This window comes from Rhizobium sp. WSM1328 (assembly GCF_057653715.1).
In genome coordinates this window covers 548,408-565,526 of record NZ_JBYGKO010000004.1, presented here as the reverse complement: position 1 = coordinate 565,526, position 17,119 = coordinate 548,408, and the positions used below count along the sequence as shown (strand labels likewise).

The window sequence follows — 17,119 nt, the reverse complement described above, 5'->3', positions numbered from 1 at the left end:
CGGTCGTGCGACGGTTAAGTGGAAAGGGTCGTCTCAAGCCAGCCCCGCTTCGCTATTGCAGCTGCTCCAGCAGCCGCTGGAGTGCTGTCCGCAAATCGTCCATCTGCTGCTGGCTGGCCAGGGCGGCCCAGCTTTCATCGACGCGCCGGCCCGCCGCCATCGCTATCGGCCTGACCCCCTGGCCTTTTTCCGTCAGAAACACCAGCCGGCCACGCCGGTCAGTCGGATCGGGCCGGCGCTCGACATAACCCAAGCGCTCGAGTTCTTCCACGGCCTGCGTCATCGTCTGCTTGCGAACACGGGCGAGCCTGGTCAGCTCGCTGACCTGGATGCCCTCCGGCCGCGCGAAGGTAAAGACATTGGCGTGCGGCGGGCGGATATCGCCGTAACCGGCCTCATCGAGTGCCGCTTCCACGGCCTGTGTCCAATGCTGATGGACCAGACGCAACAACAGGCCAAGGGAAGAAGACGACATGAAACCCCGCGCAGCGATATAGACAGTTACCTGTCTATATGATAGATGGACAGTCGCCTGCCTATATAGCACGAAAGCGTGGAGCTCCATATGCCGACCATCGATATCCTCAACTCGTTCATCTCCTACGAGGAGCTGGGGGAGGGCGACCCGATCGTCTTCCTTCACGGCAATCCCACCTCATCGCATCTCTGGCGGAACATCATGCCCGGTATCGGGCCTGGCCGCTACCTAGCGCCCGATCTCATCGGCATGGGACGCTCCGGCAAACCCGATATCGGCTATCGCTATGGCGATCACATCGCCTATCTCGACGCCTGGTTCGATGCGCTTGACCTCGACGACGTCGTGCTCGTCGGCCACGACTGGGGCGGCGCGCTGGCATTCGACTGGGCTTCGCGCCACGTCGAGCGGGTGCGCGGCATCGCCTTCATGGAAACCATCCTGCGGCCGATGGGCTGGTATGATCTGCCGGGCGGCGGAAAGGCGCGTTATGAACTGTTGCGGGGCGCGGGAACCGGCGAGACCAAGGTCCTCGACGAAAATTTCTTCATCGAACAGGCCTTGCGCGCGACCACGCTGAAAGGGCTGAGCGATGCCGACTGGGATGTCTACCGAGCACCCTATCCGGACCGTAACAGCCGGCGCCCGCTGCTGGAATGGCCGCGCGCCATGCCGATCAACGGCGAGCCGGCCGACGTGGTCGCCAGGATCGAGGCCTATGACCGCTGGCTTTGCGCCAGTCCTCAGACTCCCAAGCTGTTGCTGACCTTCGACGGTCCCTCCGAAACGCTGTTGATCGGCAGCGAGATGATATCGTGGTGCCGCGACAATATCGCCGGCCTGGAGATCAGGGGGTGCGGGCCGGCGCGCCACATTGCCCCCGAGGACCAGCCCGAGGCGATTGCCGCCGAAATCAAAAGCTGGATCGACAGGAAGGGGCTCAGAACAGCGCAGCGGAAGGTCGCGTCTCAGACATAAAATCTGCGTCTGCGTCACCGTGACTGCGACATGACAGACTGCTGCAATGTTGAGCCGGTTCATGGGTGGAATCAATCAGCCACTGTGAAGGTCCAATGCCACGTTTCGATCGACGACGCTTTCTTCTTGCTTGGCTTCGTGCGCCGCTGCGCATCGCTTCGATCACGCCATCAGGCCCGCGCCTTGCGGGCCTGACCTTTGGCCCAAAATGCTCGGTGCCCATCGAAATCCTCGACTCCCTCGGTCTTGTCTCAAAGAGGATCGACTGGACCTTGCGCAATATCCCGCCGGCCGCAGTCTACCGCATCAGCCGCAGGTACCAACCGATGGCTTTGATCGAGCAGCGCCGTGCATCATGATGGATAGGATCCTTTGCTACGAGGCGGCGATCTTCCATTCGATGCTCTGAAGGCACCGCCGCCTTGCTTGATGGTGATATGGTTTCCACCTGAGGACCGGCAGTCCCCGATAGGCACCCCCGATAGGAATATGAGATGCGCATACTACTGATCGAGGATGAACCTCAAATGGCCGTGGCGCTCCGAGGCGCCCTGACCAGGCACGACATGGTGATGGATCACGTTTCGACGCTGTGCGACGCCGAGATGGTGATCGGCGACGGCGCCTACGACGCCGTGCTTCTGGATCGGCAATTGCCCGACGGCGATGGTCTCGAACTCATTCCGAAGATCCGCAAGAAGGGGCTGACGCTGCCGATCATCGTCATTACCGCCAAGGGAGAGGTTCCAGACAGGATCACCGGCCTCGAGACCGGGGCCGACGATTACCTTGCCAAGCCCTTCGTCTTTGACGAACTTCTGGCGCGGCTGCGTGCCGTGATGCGCCGCTCCGAAACCTTGCGCCCGGCGCTGATCTCGATCGGGCGGCTTTCGTTCGATCCGACCTATTGCGACATCATCGTCTCCGGCCTGCGTTTGGAAATGCCGCGCCGGGAGGCGTTGGTGCTCGAATGCCTCATGCGCCGTGCCGGTCGTATGGTGCCGCGACCGGCCTTGATGGAAGCGGTCTTCGGCTTCGACGACGAGATCCAGTCGAACGCGCTCGATTCCCACATATCGCGGTTGCGGCGCAAGCTGGCGGCATCGCAAGCAGGTGTCGTCATCAACGTTATCCGGGGCGTGGGTTATCTCCTGCGTGAAGCATCATGAGCAAACGATGCTCCTATTCGCTGCGCAAGCGCCTGTTCTGGCGGCTCCTTGCCGTCCAATCGGTCGTCCTCATCCTGGTGATGATCGTGCTGATTTCGGTTGGCAAGATATCCGAATTCAGGTCGACGGAGGGCACGATCGAGGTCCTGCGCCAGGCCGTGTTCCGCCAGCCCACCGGAGAATTGAGCCTGAGGGAGACCGAGGATCTGCGACAGCTGCGCAAGGACGCGCCCGATCTCTGGTACACCATACGCGACCTGCAGGGTCATGTTTTGACCGAGGGCCCGGTTCCGGAAGAATACGCCGCAATCGGCAACACGCTCGATCATGTCGGCCAGGCCAAATTCGGCTCGAATCTCGACGACCACGACCGTCCGGCTGCCCGAATGAAGTGGATTGCCACGGATGGGGGACAGGTGCAGTTTCTGACGGGCACCGACGGCCCAAACTCGTCCACCTTCATCCTGCTCAAGCTTTCGCTGGTCCTTGCGAAAATTGTTATTCCGATCGTCGCAGTGATGGCGTTGGGTGCGTTGATCGCGACGCCGCTGGTCGTGCGAAGGTCGCTGGTCGGGATCGACCAGGCCGCGCTCCAGGCCGATACGATCGATATCGACCAGCGTGGCGGGCGGCTGTCGGAAAACGATACTCCCGAAGAGATCGCGCCGCTGGTGCATGCCGTCAACCGCGCGCTCGGCCGTCTCGACGAGGGTTATGAGCGGCAGGAACGGTTTCTGACCGATGCCGCCCATGAACTGCGCACACCGATCGCCATCCTGAACACGAGAATTGGATCCCTGCCGCACAGTTCAATCAAGACCGACCTGTTGGAAGATGCCGCAAGGCTTGCGGTTCTCACCGAGCAGATGCTCGATCTTCAGCGACTGAAACAGGGCAAGGTCCAGTTCATCAAGATCGATCTCGGCCAACTGGCGAGGAAGGTCATCATCGAGATGGCGCCACTGGCCTTTGCCGCCGGTTACACGGTGCAGTTCGATGTCGACGGCGCCGGCGAGATCGAGGGCGATCCCCTGGCGCTGCAGCGCGCCCTGATGAACATCCTGCAGAACGCGATCAACCACGGCGGCAGGAAAGGCATCATCTCGCTGACATCAGGCTGCAACTGGATCGAAGTCAGCGACGAGGGACCGGGCATCCCCGCCGATATGGAGGATCGGATATTCGAGCCGTTCTTCAAGCGCCATCACGACGGACGCGGTGCCGGCCTCGGTCTCAACCTTGTTCGCGACATCCTGCGCATGCACGGCGGCGAGGTGACGATCGACAATCGCAGTCCTGGCGCGGTCTGCCGGCTGCGCTTCCCGCCGGACAAATCGGCAGGCGTTTATACCCCATCGCATCTGGCTACTGCATAATTCAACGCGCTAAAGCGCGTCGCGTTCTTTCAGATTCGCTTGCCACGCTTTAGGTCTTTGTTTTGCGCATGTCGTTGTCGCAAAATCGCTCCACACTTTTGCGCGACATGCTTTGTTGCGTCCTTTGCGCCTCTCGAAAAGAGGCGCAGCGCTGTCCGTGCGATGGATTAAATCGCGTCTGCGTGACATATAGATTCGATGAGCGTGCACAGAGATTCGCAACTCGACATGTTTGCCAAGGCATCGCCCGTGACGGCTAAGGCGCGCGGTCCAGCGCGCCGGCGGCCGTCGCAGCCGGTCGTCCACTCCGATGAGGACGTGGCGCGGGCGCTCGAAGAGAGCGGCAACTATCGCATCTTGAGAAAGCTGGTCGCCCGCCCGATTGCGTCAGTCAAACGGCCCGGATTTTCGCGCCTTGGCGTCATTCTCGATACGGAGACCACCGGTCTCAACCACCGCAGCGACGAGATCATCGAAATCGGCGCCGTCGCCTTCACCTTCAACGATGATGGGGCGATCGGCGATATCGTCGGCATTTACGGCGGCCTGCAACAGCCGTCCCGGCCGATCCCGCCCGAGATCACCCGGCTGACGGGTATTACCGATGCGATGGTCGAAGGGCAGCTCATCGATATCCAGTCGCTGAGAACTCTGATCGAGCCGGCGGATCTGATCATCGCCCATAATGCCGGATTCGACCGGCCGTTCTGCGAGGCCTTCTCAAAGATTTTCACCGGCAAGGCCTGGGCATGCTCGGTTTCGGAGATCGACTGGAGCGCCCGCGGCTTCGAAGGCACGAAGCTCGGCTATCTCGTCGGCCAGGCCGGATATTTCCATGAAGGCCATCGTGCCGTGGACGACTGCCATGCGCTGCTGGAAATCCTCGATCGAGAGCAACACGACGGTGAAAGCCCGTTCACCGAGCTTTACCGCGCCAGCCAGCGCTCGCGCATCCGCGTCTTTGCCGAACACAGCCCGTTCGAGATGAAGGATCATCTGAAGGCGAGGGGTTATCGCTGGTCGGACGGCAGCGACGGCCGCCTGAAGTCCTGGTGGATCGAAGTCGGCGAAGAGGATCTCAACGACGAGCTCTCCTATCTGCGCTCGGATATTTACCGATGGGCCGAAGCGGAGCCGCCGATGGTGCGGCTGACGGCCTTCGATCGTTTCAAACTCTGACCGCGAAGCGGTTCGGATCCTGATTGGCTGCTAGATATGGCGACCCATGCAACTGCCGCATAGGTGCAGTGATGCATTGGCGCTGCAATAATCGGATGCCCCACACTATATACAACTCATCGAAGCGAACAAAGCGCCAAGGACTGGCAGCTAAGCTTCGAAAGCCCACGAAAGGGGATCATCATGAACGTAGCACGCTCTTTCAACAACTGGCGCAAGTACCGTCAGACGGTCGCCGAACTGGGTCGTATGTCCGCACGCGAACTGGACGACCTCGGCATCGGCCGCGGCGACATCCGCAACGTCGCGCGCGCAGCCATCGCCCGCTAACGGCAGCTTAGACCAAGCATCTTCAAGACCATGCCAGCGCCTGCTTCTTCCCGAGCGGGCGCTTTGCTTTTGTGCTTCCGGCAAGGTGGAATCAAGGCGATCGAGCCTCCCGCTTTTCGCATAACGCATAGCTGCCCTGCAAAGAAATGCCTATCAACTGAGCAAGAAATAAGTATGATTATTTCTATCGAAGCGATGCACCTCCTCCCGCATCCCTCGATATACAGGCGCCCCATCCTCCTCCCAGGGTCGTCTGTGGAATGACAGCACTCCTCCTCCCAGCTGTCGTTCGGTTTTTTACGAAAGCCTGCCGCACCTCCTCCCGCGGCAGGCTTTTTCGTTTTGGGCGATAGCATTGCCGGATCTCGCCAAGAGCGACCGCCAGCGATCGATCCATCGCATGACGATGGTGTCATCACCTCCGGCGTTTTGCTCTTATCCCAATTCTGCTTTCGTGCTCTTGCCGGCCCGTGCATCTCCTAAAGCGCGCACCGACAAAGCTGTTGACACCAAACTTGTCGTACAACTATGTAACCGGATGGATACCGCCGCAGCGGAATACGCCGGACAAGACCGGCTTGCGCAATAGCGACGACCCCTGGCGACAATGAAGCGGAAGGAAAATTGACATGCAGATCGACGTGAGGCACGCCTCCCATCCGGAGGCCGTGCGTGATTTCGACACGGAGACGCTGAGGCGTCACTTTCTGGTGGAAACCGTCTTCGCGAGCGGCGAGATCCGGCTCACCTATTCGCATTACGACCGGATGGTCATCGGCGGCGCGACGCCGATCGGCCCCGGGCTGACGCTGACGGCGCCGACAGCGATCGGACAGGAAACCTTCCTTGCCGAACGTGAACTGGGCGCTCTGAACATCGGCGGTGCCGGCCGCATCATCGTCGACGGCACGAATTACGATCTTGCCAAATATGATTGCCTCTACGTCGGCAAGGGTGCCAAGGACATCAGATTCGAGAGCACGGATACCGCCAATCCGGCAAAGTTCTATCTGGTCTCGACGCCAGCCCATCAAACGCACCCGACCGTGTTGCTCACCCGCGAAAAGGCCCGTCACCTGACGCCGGGCGAAGCCGCGACGGCCAACAAGAGGTCGATCTACCAGTTCATCCATCCTGAGGTCTGCCAGTCCTGCCAACTCACCCTGGGCTTCACCATGATCGAACCGGGCAGCGTCTGGAACACAATGCCGGCCCACACGCATGACCGCCGCATGGAAGCCTATCTCTATTTCGATCTCGAAGCAGAGCAGCGCGTCTTCCACTTCATGGGCGAGCCGCAGCAGACCCGGCATATGCTTGTCGCCAACGAACAGGCGGTCATCTCGCCGCCCTGGTCGATCCATTCGGGCGCCGGCACCAAGAATTACAGCTTCATCTGGGCGATGGCCGGCGACAATAAGAGCTTCACCGACATGGACCATATCGCCATTGCGGATCTGAGGTGAGCGTCGTGGCAAATCCCTTCGACCTTTCCGGCAGGACTGCCGTCGTCACCGGCGCCAATACTGGCCTCGGCCAGGCCATCGCGGCCGCACTGGCAGGAGCCGGTGCGTCGATCGTCGCCGTCGGGCGCTCCTCGATGGACGAAACCGAGGCGCTGGTGAAGGAAGCGGGAAGCCGCTTCCATGTCGTCAAGGCCGATCTTGCCAGCATCGAACCGGTCAAGGGGATCGTCACTGAGGCCATCCAGACCTTCGGCGGCGTCGACATCCTCGTCAACAATGCCGGCATCATCCGCCGCGCCGATGCGCTCGATTTCACCGAGGAAGACTGGGACGCGGTGATCGACGTCAATCTGAAGACCGCCTTCTTCCTGTCGCAGGCAGCCGGCCGCCATATGGTCGACAAGGGCAGGGGCAAGATCATCAACATCGCCTCGCTGCTCTCCTTCCAGGGCGGCATCCGGATTCCGTCCTATACCGCATCGAAAAGCGGCCTCGCCGGACTGACCAAGCTGCTTGCCTGCGAATGGGCCGGGAAGGGCGTCAACGTCAACGCCATTGCCCCTGGCTACTTCGTCACCAACAACACCACGGCGCTGCGCGAGGATGCCGACCGCAATGCCGCCATCCTTTCCCGCATCCCGGCCGGGCGCTGGGGAACGCCGTCCGAACTCGGCGGTGCGGCGGTATTCCTGGCATCGTCGGCATCCGACTACGTGCATGGAACGGTGCTGCCCGTCGATGGCGGCTGGCTGGCGCGCTGATCGGTCTCACCAACCGATCACACCGAGAGCGCCTCGCGTCTTTTCAGACGCGCCAGGACGCTCTATCGCTTCGATCTGCGCATAACCCCGAAAATCGATTCGGATTTTCGGGATTGTGAGCGAGGGCCGCTGCCGACGCTCTCGACTTATATGTGGATGCGAACAGGAAACGGGTCGGCGCAGCCGCCTCGACACCAGGATCTCGAAACAGGATGGCAGACAAGGACAACGCGGTCTTCAACACCATTCAGCAGGCGCCGAACCTGCGTAGCAACCTTGCCGATATGCTGACGGCGCAAATCGAGTCCGGCGACCTGAAGCCCGGCCAGCGCCTGCCGACCGAACAGGCGATCATGATAGCGACAGGCGTCAGCCGGACGATCGTTCGCGAAGCGCTCGCAGCGCTGCGCGCGAAGGGGCTGATCACCACGCGGCAAGGCCTTGGGGCTTTCGTCTCGAACGATCCGACGCCCCGATCCTTCTCCATCATTCCCAACGACCTGCGGTCGATCGACGAGGTTCTGCGCGTGCTGGAGCTGCGCATGGGGGTCGAATACGAAGCCGCCGGTCTTGCCGCGTTGCGGCGCACCCAGGAGGATATCGACCGCATGCAGGATCGTCTCGATGCCCTCGACAAGGCGCTTGAGGAGGGTGGATACGGCGCGCAAGAAGACTACGCCTTCCACAGGTCCATTCTGGTCGCGACGCAGAACTCCTATTACGGCCGTCTCTTCGATACGTTCGGCAACATCATGGTGCCACGGCAATGGGCGCGCCTGGACAAGATGACATCAGCCGAGCGCAAGCGCCATGCGGCGCGCATGCGCAGGGAACACCATGCCATATTCGCGGCGATCCGCGACCGCGACGAGCCCGCCGCGCGCCGCGCCATCCGAAGCCACCTGTCGAAGAGCGCCGCGCGCTTCGAAGAGTTGCGTGACGCTACCGCATAATGCCGCGGTGCATGAGGCGCGCCCGCTTCACACCTCAGGCTTCGGCTTCATCAGCCGGCGCCAGACGGCGTGGTCGGTTTGCAGATCGGCAGAGGCGTGGACCGCGGGAAGAAGCGGCTTGCGTTTGCGGCGGCCGAAGCGCCGTTTGAAGCCGAGGATATTTTCGACGAAGCTCCTGATGTAAAGCCCGGGGCCGCTTGAATAGATCCGCCATCCGCCGTCGACGGCGATCTTTCCCGCCTTGACGCGCTCCCATTCGGCCGCTGCCTGATAACGGTCATGGAAAGCCGCATCGCTGCTGCTGAAATAGGTGTTGCGCTGGCGCAGCGATGCATGCGGCAGCGCCGATGTGGCCGAAATCGGGTTGACGAGGGCGATCGCCTTCCAGAGCTCTTCCGCTTCGGCATCAAGCGCCAGCGTTTCGCAGTAGCGCAGATGCGCATGCACATACATCAGCCCGATCTCGCGGCCGAAGAAGGAGGAGGATTCGGCGCGGCGAAACAGCGTCTCGGGTCCGCCGGCATAGGTCGCGGGCTTCTCCATCAGTCGTACGCCGTCGGGAAAGAGCAGATGCTCTTCGATCAGCTTCATATGACCCTGTCTTTGAGCCGGTGTGAAGAGGCCGCCGAGCATCGCCTGCGTCATCGAGATCAGCGAAAAATGCAGGCCGGTGCGCCGGTCGCTCGGGTGCAGCAGCAATTCGACGCCGTCATGGCTGGGATCGAAGATACCGTAGCCGGCCACGACGCCGTCGCGCACGAGATGGCGGTTGAAATCCCGGCGCATCGCCGTTGCGATCTTTCTCAAGCCTTTCGCCTTGCCGCCATGGCCGAGGCGGCGCAGGATCGCCGAATAGCGCACGATCTGCTCGTAGAGCAGGGCAACGGTCCAGCTGCTGACCATCCAGTCGCGCAGATGCGGATCGGCCGGCTGCAGAGAATCGTTCCAGTCTCCCTCGCCATAGCGGATCAGATGCGTTCCGGGGATGAAAGCTTCGCGAACGGCATCGAGCAGCTTCTCGACATGGATTGCGATAGTGTCGAGCTCCGGCGCCCTGGCCATCGTCTTTTCATCGCGCCAGGAGACTTTCTCGTCGAGGATGGCGAGATCGCCGGTCGCTTCGATATAGTCGCAGAGCGCCTTCAGCGGCCAGACGACGATATCGCCGTGACTATCGCCCGCCCGGATGTTGGCATAGGGCTCCAGCATGAACCATTGCGGCCAGTCGCCTTTTCCCAGGTATTGTTCGCTGAAGACGGTTTTCAGCACCTGCTTGGCTTCGCGGTCATGCTCGTAGGCGAGCAGGAATTCTATCGGCCCCTGGCAGGCGTCGCGTGTGCCCCAGGCCGCACCCGTATATTGCTCGAGGCCGTGCGGCACGCTTAGATGCACGATTGCATCATGGGCGAGCCAGGGCAGCAGGGTCGTCTGCGCGGCAAGGTCGGGTGACGTGCTGGCGACCGTCAGGCCGCGCACGGTGTTCCGCCAGAATTTCGATGCCGGGGCAAGCATGGCTTCATCGGTGACGCCGGCCTGATAACGCTGCGCCAGGCGCTCGGCTTCCGCCGCATCTGTCATCGAGCCGACGACAGCGAACGACAGCGCCTGCGTCATCAGTGATCGTAGTGCCACGAAAGCGCCGTTGCGTGTTACCCCATCGCTGTAGAGCAGTTCGTCGCCGCCGATCTCTTCGATGGCATCGGGCGTCGAACTCACCAGCCAGTAGCCGGCGTCGGGATAACGCTCGCCCCAGAGCCAGGCCGGGTCCGGCCGGAAAAGAATGCGTTTGCCCGACGTATCGAATTCGATCTGCCCGCCCGCATCATATTCGCGCTCGCCGAGCACGACATGACCAAACACCAGGAAGCGGCACGGCTCGCCCTCGACGGAGACGGTCCACTGCATCGCCGCATCCTCGCCGGAGGCGACCGCCGACACGATGATCGTGCGTTCAGGGAGGCGATAGATCCAGCGGCAATCGCTGAGCCCCATTTCGAAAGCCGACGGCACCGCCAGAAGCTGCCAGCCGGCGCCGACATCGGCCATGATGCGCAGCCCGCTGGCGCGGGTCAGATTGTAGGGGTCGCGGGAGACCGAAAAGAGCTTGTGAAAGGACGTATTGCCGATCGTCAGCTGGGCCGCGAAAATACCCTGCATCCAGCAGGTCGCGGCAAGCGTCCTATCGTCGAGCAGCATATTCGCACCGCTTCTGACGATCGCCCCGTGACGGCGCGCTACCAAGAGCTCCTTGTCGCGCAGGACCACATGGCGGTTCAAAACGCCGTCGGAGACGAAAAACGAAAGAAGCTTTCCGTCGACGCGCTCTTCCAGGCTCCGTTGCGGATAGAGCTGGCTGATCATTTTTTTATCCAGCGCCTCGGCCTTCAGCAAAGCAGCATCCTGGAGCAGGCTGCGGACCGGCGCGGCCTCGGCAATATCGGCCGCCGTCCCCTCTGTCGCCGCAAGCTCGTCAAGCCGTGAAAGGTCGGCATCGCTCGATGCCTCGGGATGATCCGCGGCGAAGACGGCAAAGAAGGTCGCGGTCGCACCGCTTGCCGGGACGGAAAGCGATTTTGACTGGATGGCGGGGCATGCCGTCTCCTGCTGGCGCCGCTTGCTCGGCAGGTTGGTGCCGAAGGGGCCGACCAGCAAGTCGCCGAGACGGTCACTCGCCTGTACCAATTGGATCGCATCGGTGGCATAGGCAGCCGCCCCATCGAGGCAGCCCTGCACGAGCCAGGGGTTGCGAGCACCCGACTGCTTGAGATTTTGCCGGTTCATTACGACAGAACCGAATGTCTCGTGATCGGCGATATGGTGATCGACATATTGCGAGGCATAGGCTTCGCTGTTCATCAGGAAGCCGCGATCGCCAAGACCGACGTCCTGGATCAGCACCAGATCGACCGGCAGCGTGCCATCCTTCAGATGCCGGATGGAAACACGCCAGAACCAGGCCGTTTCGGAGGGATGAAGCTCGAGGCGGACATTGTAGCCGATATCGCCTCTCTTGCCGCTCCAGGAGAGACTTGTCGCATCGTGCCCAAAGCTGCCATCGGCGAAAGACCCGACAAGCTCGACGACATCAGGTGCCGCACCACCGATACGCAGATAAAGGCGACTGACGCCGCCGGTCAGCGGCGAGCCCTGGATCTGGTTGATCTGCACCGATCCCTTGTCGTCGGCATATTCGATGGCAAACAGGGTGCCGTTCGGCAGCGCCGATATCGACAGGCCGGAACCGTTGCTGATCGTGAAGAGGCCAAGCTCGTCGCGTCGGGGCATTTGAAAACTGCGGTCAAGGTCCGTGGCCATTGAGATCTCGTCGATTGGCTTCAGAGGGGAATTGGAGGATGACGCAAAATGGTTGAGAGAAATCTTACCAACATCGCCGGTTCTCGATTTGGTCCTTGAAAGCCAGGCCAGTCGATATCACTTGATGTTCTAATTCGATAGTTGCAGCGATAGGTCATTGCCAAGGCCTCAAAGGAACAGTGGTCGCCGGTGACGAGGCGTCAGGTTGCCCGATGGCGCCATACCGGCGGGAACGGAGTTCCCTATCGTTTAAGTTCAAGGCAAACTGGGACGGAAACCGCTGATTCCGTCTGTGCGTGCTTCTTGATGCAACTCGCAGCTCCTATTCAACGAGGTGACTATTGACGCAGTTCTTCGAAACCACTCAAGGGATCATGGCAATGGGAGCGTTGATCGGCGCTGGCGGTTTAGCCGCTGGCTCCTTGCTTCCCATCGTCATTCGACTTGCGAAGTCTGGGATCAACCGGCGCCCGAAAGCCGAGGTTAGAAATCTGGCGATGCTGACGGTGCTGGCCCTAGACGATTTTGTCGGAGCCAGCTATGCGGCCGTTCACGACATGCCAGAATTCAATCCTATGGATGAAGGCCAATTCGCGTTTCACGTTCCCGATCCAACCCTTGCTCTTCCGCGTGAGGCAAACTGGGGGCTTTTTAATACCGAGCTTTCAGAAGAAATTTTGTGGTTGTCGAACCGAGTGAAGACGCTTTCTTATGCGTTGGATAGCCTCGACCTTTCCAGGCCCGGATACGATGGCTTCTTTGAACGACGCCGAGAAGGTTATGCTGGTCTGGCCGCTGAAGCGATGGACATTATTGAGCGCATGCTTGAAGAGTTTGACCTCACCCTGCCTGGCAAGCCAGATTATTATCGCCAGCGGGAAGGTCTCGTTTCAGCTGTCCAAAAGGCTGGGGAAAACAACTCGCAGCGCCCAAAGGCTCGCACTGTCGCGCACCCGAGCGGGTCAAATGTGCTGCAACTGTTCCCAAAGGCGAACGACGACGCCGAGTAAAATCAAGCGAAATCGTCGAACCCGATCAAAGGCATCGCATCCTCACGCATGGCCTCTTCTCCAGTGGATGGCTCGTTCCATTGCGGCGTAGTCCGGCGCCAGATCGACGCCTTCTAAAAAGTTCAAGATCCAGGCGCGGTAGCAGCCTTCAAACACGGACTACTTTCGGCTAGATGGTCCGCCATTGCATAGCTGCGTTGCACAAAAAATGTTTTCCAACTGGTCAAAAAAGGAGCATAACGATCATAGCTGATGCAACACGACGGCTTTCCTCCCAGTTCCGTCGTTTCAGCTGTTCCCCTCTGGAGGTTTATATCTCCACAATTAATGGGCCACGGTTTACCGTCGGCCCTCTTTTTTTGTCTCCGAAAATCACGCGTTGCCGCCGGGTTTGATCGACCGGCCTCCCAATTCCCAGGCGCTGGCTTCGGTCCGCGATTGCAATGGAGAAAAACTTATAGGGCGCTCAACCCGTGTCCGGGGAGCGCCCTTTTTGTTGCTCAAAGCGCGAAAACCAACGAGTCGGCAGGCGATTTGAAGTGGCGCTGCAATACAGGCGTGACGCCGTCGCGTAAAGTCCCGATCTCTCAGGCCTGGTAAGTGGTCCCGGTTATTTTCCGGAACATTGGGCACAGTGACCTGCCGCTCGGAACATTCTCCAAATTGATCAGTGCTGGTGGCGGAGCAGGCCTCTTTTAGCCATGTCGCTCAGGTTAAGCACGTCGACCTTGTCGACAATCGTTAGCAAGCCCGTCGCATCGTGTCCGAGCGATATCTGGACTTTTACGGCATTCGGCCGAAATAGATAAATATGTTGATCGAGAGCAGTGGGATCCTATCAAAACCGGTAGATCATAAGTCTCGCATCCGGGTCGTTGACCTCGAAACAGCCGGGAATGGCCTGAATGATGTTTGCGAGGTCGGATGGCAGGACGTCGTGCTTGGCCATGACGGGGGATGGCAGGTTGACGAAGAGCGCGGATCATTGCTTATAAATCCAGGGCGACCGATCTCTCCTGAGACGATGGCAATACATCACATCGTGGACGCGGAGGTCGCGACGGCACCTTTTTGGAAAGAAATCGCCTCCAGCGTCTTACGGCCGGAAGGTGGAGTGATCGCACTGGCTGCACATCGGGCAAGTTTCGAGCAGCGCTACTGCACCCCCAGATTTACCGGCGGAGCGGCCTGGATATGTACGTGGAAATGCGCACTTCGGCTGTGGCCTGAACTGCCGAGGTTCTCCAACCAGATGCTCCGGTATCTGCGTATGCCCGAGGGACTGGTGCACGCGATTGGCCTTCCCGCCCATCGCGCAATGCCCGATGCATACGTAACCGCACACCATTTGCGGGACATGTTGAATGAATCCACCTTCGAGCAACTGGTGAAATGGAGCAGCGAGCCCGGTCTTTTGCCACGAGTACCTTCTGGCCCAGAGCGTGGCAAAAGCTGGGATCGGCTGGATATTGCGGCATTGCAGGCGTTTGCTCGCGATCGGGATGCCGACCTCCGCTTCAGCGCGGAGACGGAACTTCGCCGGCGAGGCGACGCGGACATGAAAGTAGCTGACGAAGCCGAGCAGGGAACACTGTTTTAGGAGTTCTTCGGCTCCTGCAGGGAAAAGGGACACAGCGGTGAGGGTTTGATGGCAGAACGAATGTCTGAACGCGCCAAGGGTGACATCGACGCCATTTTGGAACGGCTCTATCGGGTTTCCCCGGAGCTGGATAGAATTGCCGCCGATTGCGAGAGAGCTTTGCGGCTCAATGCTGAAGCAAGAGGCGATTACATTTCGCCACGAACCATGCAGGCATTTGCCGAAATGCGCGATGCCGTAAGCGCGCTGTATGGCTCGGCGCAGAACGCGATGAAGGAAGCCGACAGGTTCTTTAAGCCGAAATCGTAGGTCAGTTTTCGCTCCAAATGCGCGATCGGGCCATGGGGCTCGGCACGGCTGATGATTTCAACCCATTCGCCAAGTTAACCGTTCATCTACAGGAGCTTAGACAACCAAGAGCGACAACGGTTCCGAAAGGCCGATAGCTCTTGAGCGTCAGCTTTTAGCCTCACGCAGGAACAAACAGCACCCCGGCGGCTTTCACATGGGCTCGAACGGAGGAGTTTGAAAATGGACCACAGCAAGCACGTGAGACTTGGCACCGACGAACTAACGCCCGCAGTCCTTGAAGGCGCTACTGTCTACGGCGCAGATGACGACAAGGTTGGAAGCGTGGACCACATGCACGGTTCAGGCAGCAGCGCAAATGTCGTCATCGACGTCGGTGGGTTTCTCGGCATTGGCGCGAAACCTGTTTCCGTGCCGATCAGCGATCTGGACTTCATGCGCGATGAAGATGGTGACGTTCACGCAGTTACGTCCTGGACAAAAGATCAGCTGAAAGACATGCCTGAGCATCGAGACTAACTCGCGGCGAGGAAGTTGAAAGCCCGATCTCAGCATCAGTCTCGGCTCCAGGTTTTTCAACAACTTGGTTGATTCTGTTCAGAGCGGCCTCGTCAACCCCAGTTTTCACGTTGGCGTTGGCCGCCTGGCAAAGGGCACTGAGAGCAGGGCGCAGCCGGTCAGGACGGCAATCACCATCCAGGCTTCGTTGATGGCCTGGACGCTTGCCGCGGTCTGGACCAGCGGATCGAGCAGTGCCGTGGTATCCGCGTCGAAGCTGCCATTATGCCCCGCTATCGTCTGAAGAGGCGCGCCGACGAATGACGCAGCCTCGACGTCGCCGGCTTGAAGGCGGGTCCACAGGCCTTGTCCCAGCGGCTCCGAGCGCGTGTAGATGATCGTATCGATCAGAGCGATGCCGATGGCCCCGCCGAGATTGCGCATCAGGTTGAAAAGTCCGCTGGCATCGGGGATGCGCTCTGGCGGCAGTGTACCGAGCGCCAGCCGCGTCGGCGGCAGCAGGCAGAACATGATAGCGACGCCGCGCACCACCTGCGGCCAGAACATCGCGTCATAGTCCGAACGAGGATCCTGAAAAGCGCTCATCCCGACACCGATCGCAAAGAGAGCGAAACCGGCCGCCGACAGCAATCGCGCGTCCATCCGCTTCTCCAGCGCCACCGCGATCGGCGCCGTGATCAATTGCGCGATGCCGGTGACCAGCATCGTCATGCCAATTTCGAGGGCGTCGTGTCCCCTGATGAAAGCGAGATAAACCGGCATGAGATAGACCGAGCCGAACAGGCCGATGCCGAGCACAAAGCTCAAAACCGAGCCGACCAGAAAGTTCCGGTCGCCGAAATTGCCGAGATCGACGATCGGACGGCGTCGGCGCAGCGTTCGCCATATGAACGCGCCTCCCGATGTGAGGCAGATCGTCAGCAGACTGAGCACATAGGCCGAGATCCAGCCGCTCGTCGGCGCCTCTTTCAGGCTGAGTTCCAGGGTCGTCAATGCGGTTGCCATCAGCAGAAGCGAGAGCGTGTCGAGATGCCCGAGTTCAGAGGGATCGGGCGCCTGCCGCGGCAGGAACCACGCAGCGACGATTGCCGAAACGATGCCCGGAATAACGTTGATCAGGAACAGCCAGTGCCAGGAGTAGGTCTCAGTCAGCCATCCGCCGACGATCGGTCCGACGGTCGGGGCCAACACCGCGAGAACGCCGGCGATCGTCGTCGCAAGCGCCTGGCGCTCGTTCGGGAAGAGAATGAACACGGCTGAAAACACCGAGGGGATCAGGGTTCCGCCGGAAAAGCCCTGCAGCACCCGCCAGGCTACCAGCTCGCCGAAGCTGCCGCTCGCCGCACAGCCGGCCGAGGCGACGACGAACAGGCTGATGGCGGTAACGAACAGCCATCGCATCGTCAGCAGTCGGGTCAAGAGGCCGGTGAGCGGAATCGCCACCACTTCGGCGATGAGATAAGCGGTCTGTATCCAGCTCATCTGATCGGGATCGATACCCAGCGCCGACTGAATGGTCGGCAGCGATGTCGCCACCACCTGAACGTCGAGGATCGCCATGAACATGCCGACGCACATCGCCATGAAGCCGAGCCAGACGATGGCGGGGGTTTCATCAGGGCGGGCAGATTCAAGTCGTTCCGACATGCGATGATCCGGCGCGCTGCATTCTCAGC

At 60.4% G+C, this 17,119-nt stretch carries 16 protein-coding genes; 13 read left to right on the top strand and 3 right to left on the bottom strand.

Annotation, left to right across the window (positions count from 1 at the left end):
- Positions 1-52: 52 nt before the first annotated feature.
- Positions 53-565 carry a MarR family winged helix-turn-helix transcriptional regulator gene (locus tag AC2444_RS33875; RefSeq protein ID WP_128405905.1) on the bottom strand — a complete coding sequence of 171 codons (513 nt, stop codon included), beginning with the start codon at positions 563-565 and terminating at the stop codon, positions 53-55.
- On the opposite strand from AC2444_RS33875, the gene AC2444_RS33870 reads away from it, so the two are divergent.
- The 9 genes from AC2444_RS33870 to AC2444_RS33830 all read left to right on the top strand — a co-directional run bounded on the left by AC2444_RS33870 (position 566) and on the right by AC2444_RS33830 (position 8,690).
- Positions 566-1,456 carry a haloalkane dehalogenase gene (locus AC2444_RS33870; RefSeq protein ID WP_128405904.1) on the top strand — a complete coding sequence of 297 codons (891 nt, stop codon included), beginning with the start codon at positions 566-568 and terminating at the stop codon, positions 1,454-1,456.
- Between the two features lie 95 nt (positions 1,457-1,551).
- A complete protein-coding gene (locus tag AC2444_RS33865) occupies positions 1,552-1,815 on the top strand; it encodes a hypothetical protein (RefSeq protein ID WP_128450426.1) in 264 nt (87 codons plus the stop codon).
- 135 nt (positions 1,816-1,950) lie between these two features.
- Positions 1,951-2,625, top strand: a complete 675-nt coding sequence (locus AC2444_RS33860; protein WP_012763182.1) for a response regulator transcription factor — start codon at positions 1,951-1,953, stop codon at positions 2,623-2,625.
- Positions 2,622-4,001: an ATP-binding protein gene (locus tag AC2444_RS33855; protein ID WP_017996917.1), complete on the top strand. Its 1,380-nt coding sequence runs from the start codon at positions 2,622-2,624 to the stop codon at positions 3,999-4,001. Before AC2444_RS33860 ends, AC2444_RS33855 begins: the two co-directional genes overlap by 4 nt.
- Before the next feature lie 198 nt (positions 4,002-4,199).
- The gene (locus AC2444_RS33850) at positions 4,200-5,180 is read left to right on the top strand and encodes a 3'-5' exonuclease (RefSeq protein ID WP_128450425.1); all 981 of its coding nucleotides are present in this window, start codon (positions 4,200-4,202) and stop codon (positions 5,178-5,180) included.
- Between the two features lie 183 nt (positions 5,181-5,363).
- Entirely contained in the window at positions 5,364-5,510 is a 147-nt protein-coding gene (locus tag AC2444_RS33845) for a DUF1127 domain-containing protein (RefSeq protein ID WP_003594835.1), read from the top strand.
- A gap of 629 nt (positions 5,511-6,139) precedes the next feature.
- Positions 6,140-6,976: a 5-dehydro-4-deoxy-D-glucuronate isomerase gene (gene kduI / locus AC2444_RS33840; RefSeq protein ID WP_113547768.1), complete on the top strand. Its 837-nt coding sequence runs from the start codon at positions 6,140-6,142 to the stop codon at positions 6,974-6,976.
- The gene (kduD, locus tag AC2444_RS33835) at positions 6,973-7,737 is read left to right on the top strand and encodes a 2-dehydro-3-deoxy-D-gluconate 5-dehydrogenase KduD (RefSeq protein WP_281021075.1); all 765 of its coding nucleotides are present in this window, start codon (positions 6,973-6,975) and stop codon (positions 7,735-7,737) included. The genes kduI and kduD overlap by 4 nt, the downstream gene beginning before the upstream one ends.
- Before the next feature lie 212 nt (positions 7,738-7,949).
- Positions 7,950-8,690, top strand: coding sequence for a FadR/GntR family transcriptional regulator (locus AC2444_RS33830; RefSeq protein ID WP_128450423.1), 741 nt, complete (start codon positions 7,950-7,952; stop codon positions 8,688-8,690).
- Positions 8,691-8,717: 27 nt separating this feature from the next.
- Here the strand turns inward: AC2444_RS33830 and AC2444_RS33825 are convergent, their stop codons facing one another.
- A complete protein-coding gene (locus tag AC2444_RS33825) occupies positions 8,718-12,005 on the bottom strand; it encodes a GH36-type glycosyl hydrolase domain-containing protein (protein ID WP_128450422.1) in 3,288 nt (1,095 codons plus the stop codon).
- 341 nt (positions 12,006-12,346) lie between these two features.
- Here AC2444_RS33825 and AC2444_RS33820 point away from each other — a divergent pair, with 341 nt between their 5' ends.
- The 4 genes from AC2444_RS33820 to AC2444_RS33805 all read left to right on the top strand — a co-directional run bounded on the left by AC2444_RS33820 (position 12,347) and on the right by AC2444_RS33805 (position 15,443).
- Entirely contained in the window at positions 12,347-13,015 is a 669-nt protein-coding gene (locus AC2444_RS33820) for a hypothetical protein (RefSeq protein ID WP_128450421.1), read from the top strand.
- An 811-nt stretch (positions 13,016-13,826) separates the two neighbouring features.
- A complete protein-coding gene (locus AC2444_RS33815; protein ID WP_012763190.1) occupies positions 13,827-14,615 on the top strand; it encodes a DNA polymerase III subunit epsilon in 789 nt (262 codons plus the stop codon).
- 48 nt (positions 14,616-14,663) lie between these two features.
- Complete coding sequence (locus tag AC2444_RS33810; RefSeq protein ID WP_012763191.1) at positions 14,664-14,924, top strand: hypothetical protein; 261 nt, start codon at positions 14,664-14,666, stop codon at positions 14,922-14,924.
- A gap of 222 nt (positions 14,925-15,146) precedes the next feature.
- Entirely contained in the window at positions 15,147-15,443 is a 297-nt protein-coding gene (locus AC2444_RS33805; RefSeq protein ID WP_012763192.1) for a PRC-barrel domain-containing protein, read from the top strand.
- Positions 15,444-15,548: 105 nt separating this feature from the next.
- Here AC2444_RS33805 and AC2444_RS33800 read toward each other — a convergent pair whose 3' ends face one another.
- Entirely contained in the window at positions 15,549-17,090 is a 1,542-nt protein-coding gene (locus AC2444_RS33800) for a DHA2 family efflux MFS transporter permease subunit (RefSeq protein WP_128450420.1), read from the bottom strand.
- Positions 17,091-17,119: the final 29 nt, after the last annotated feature.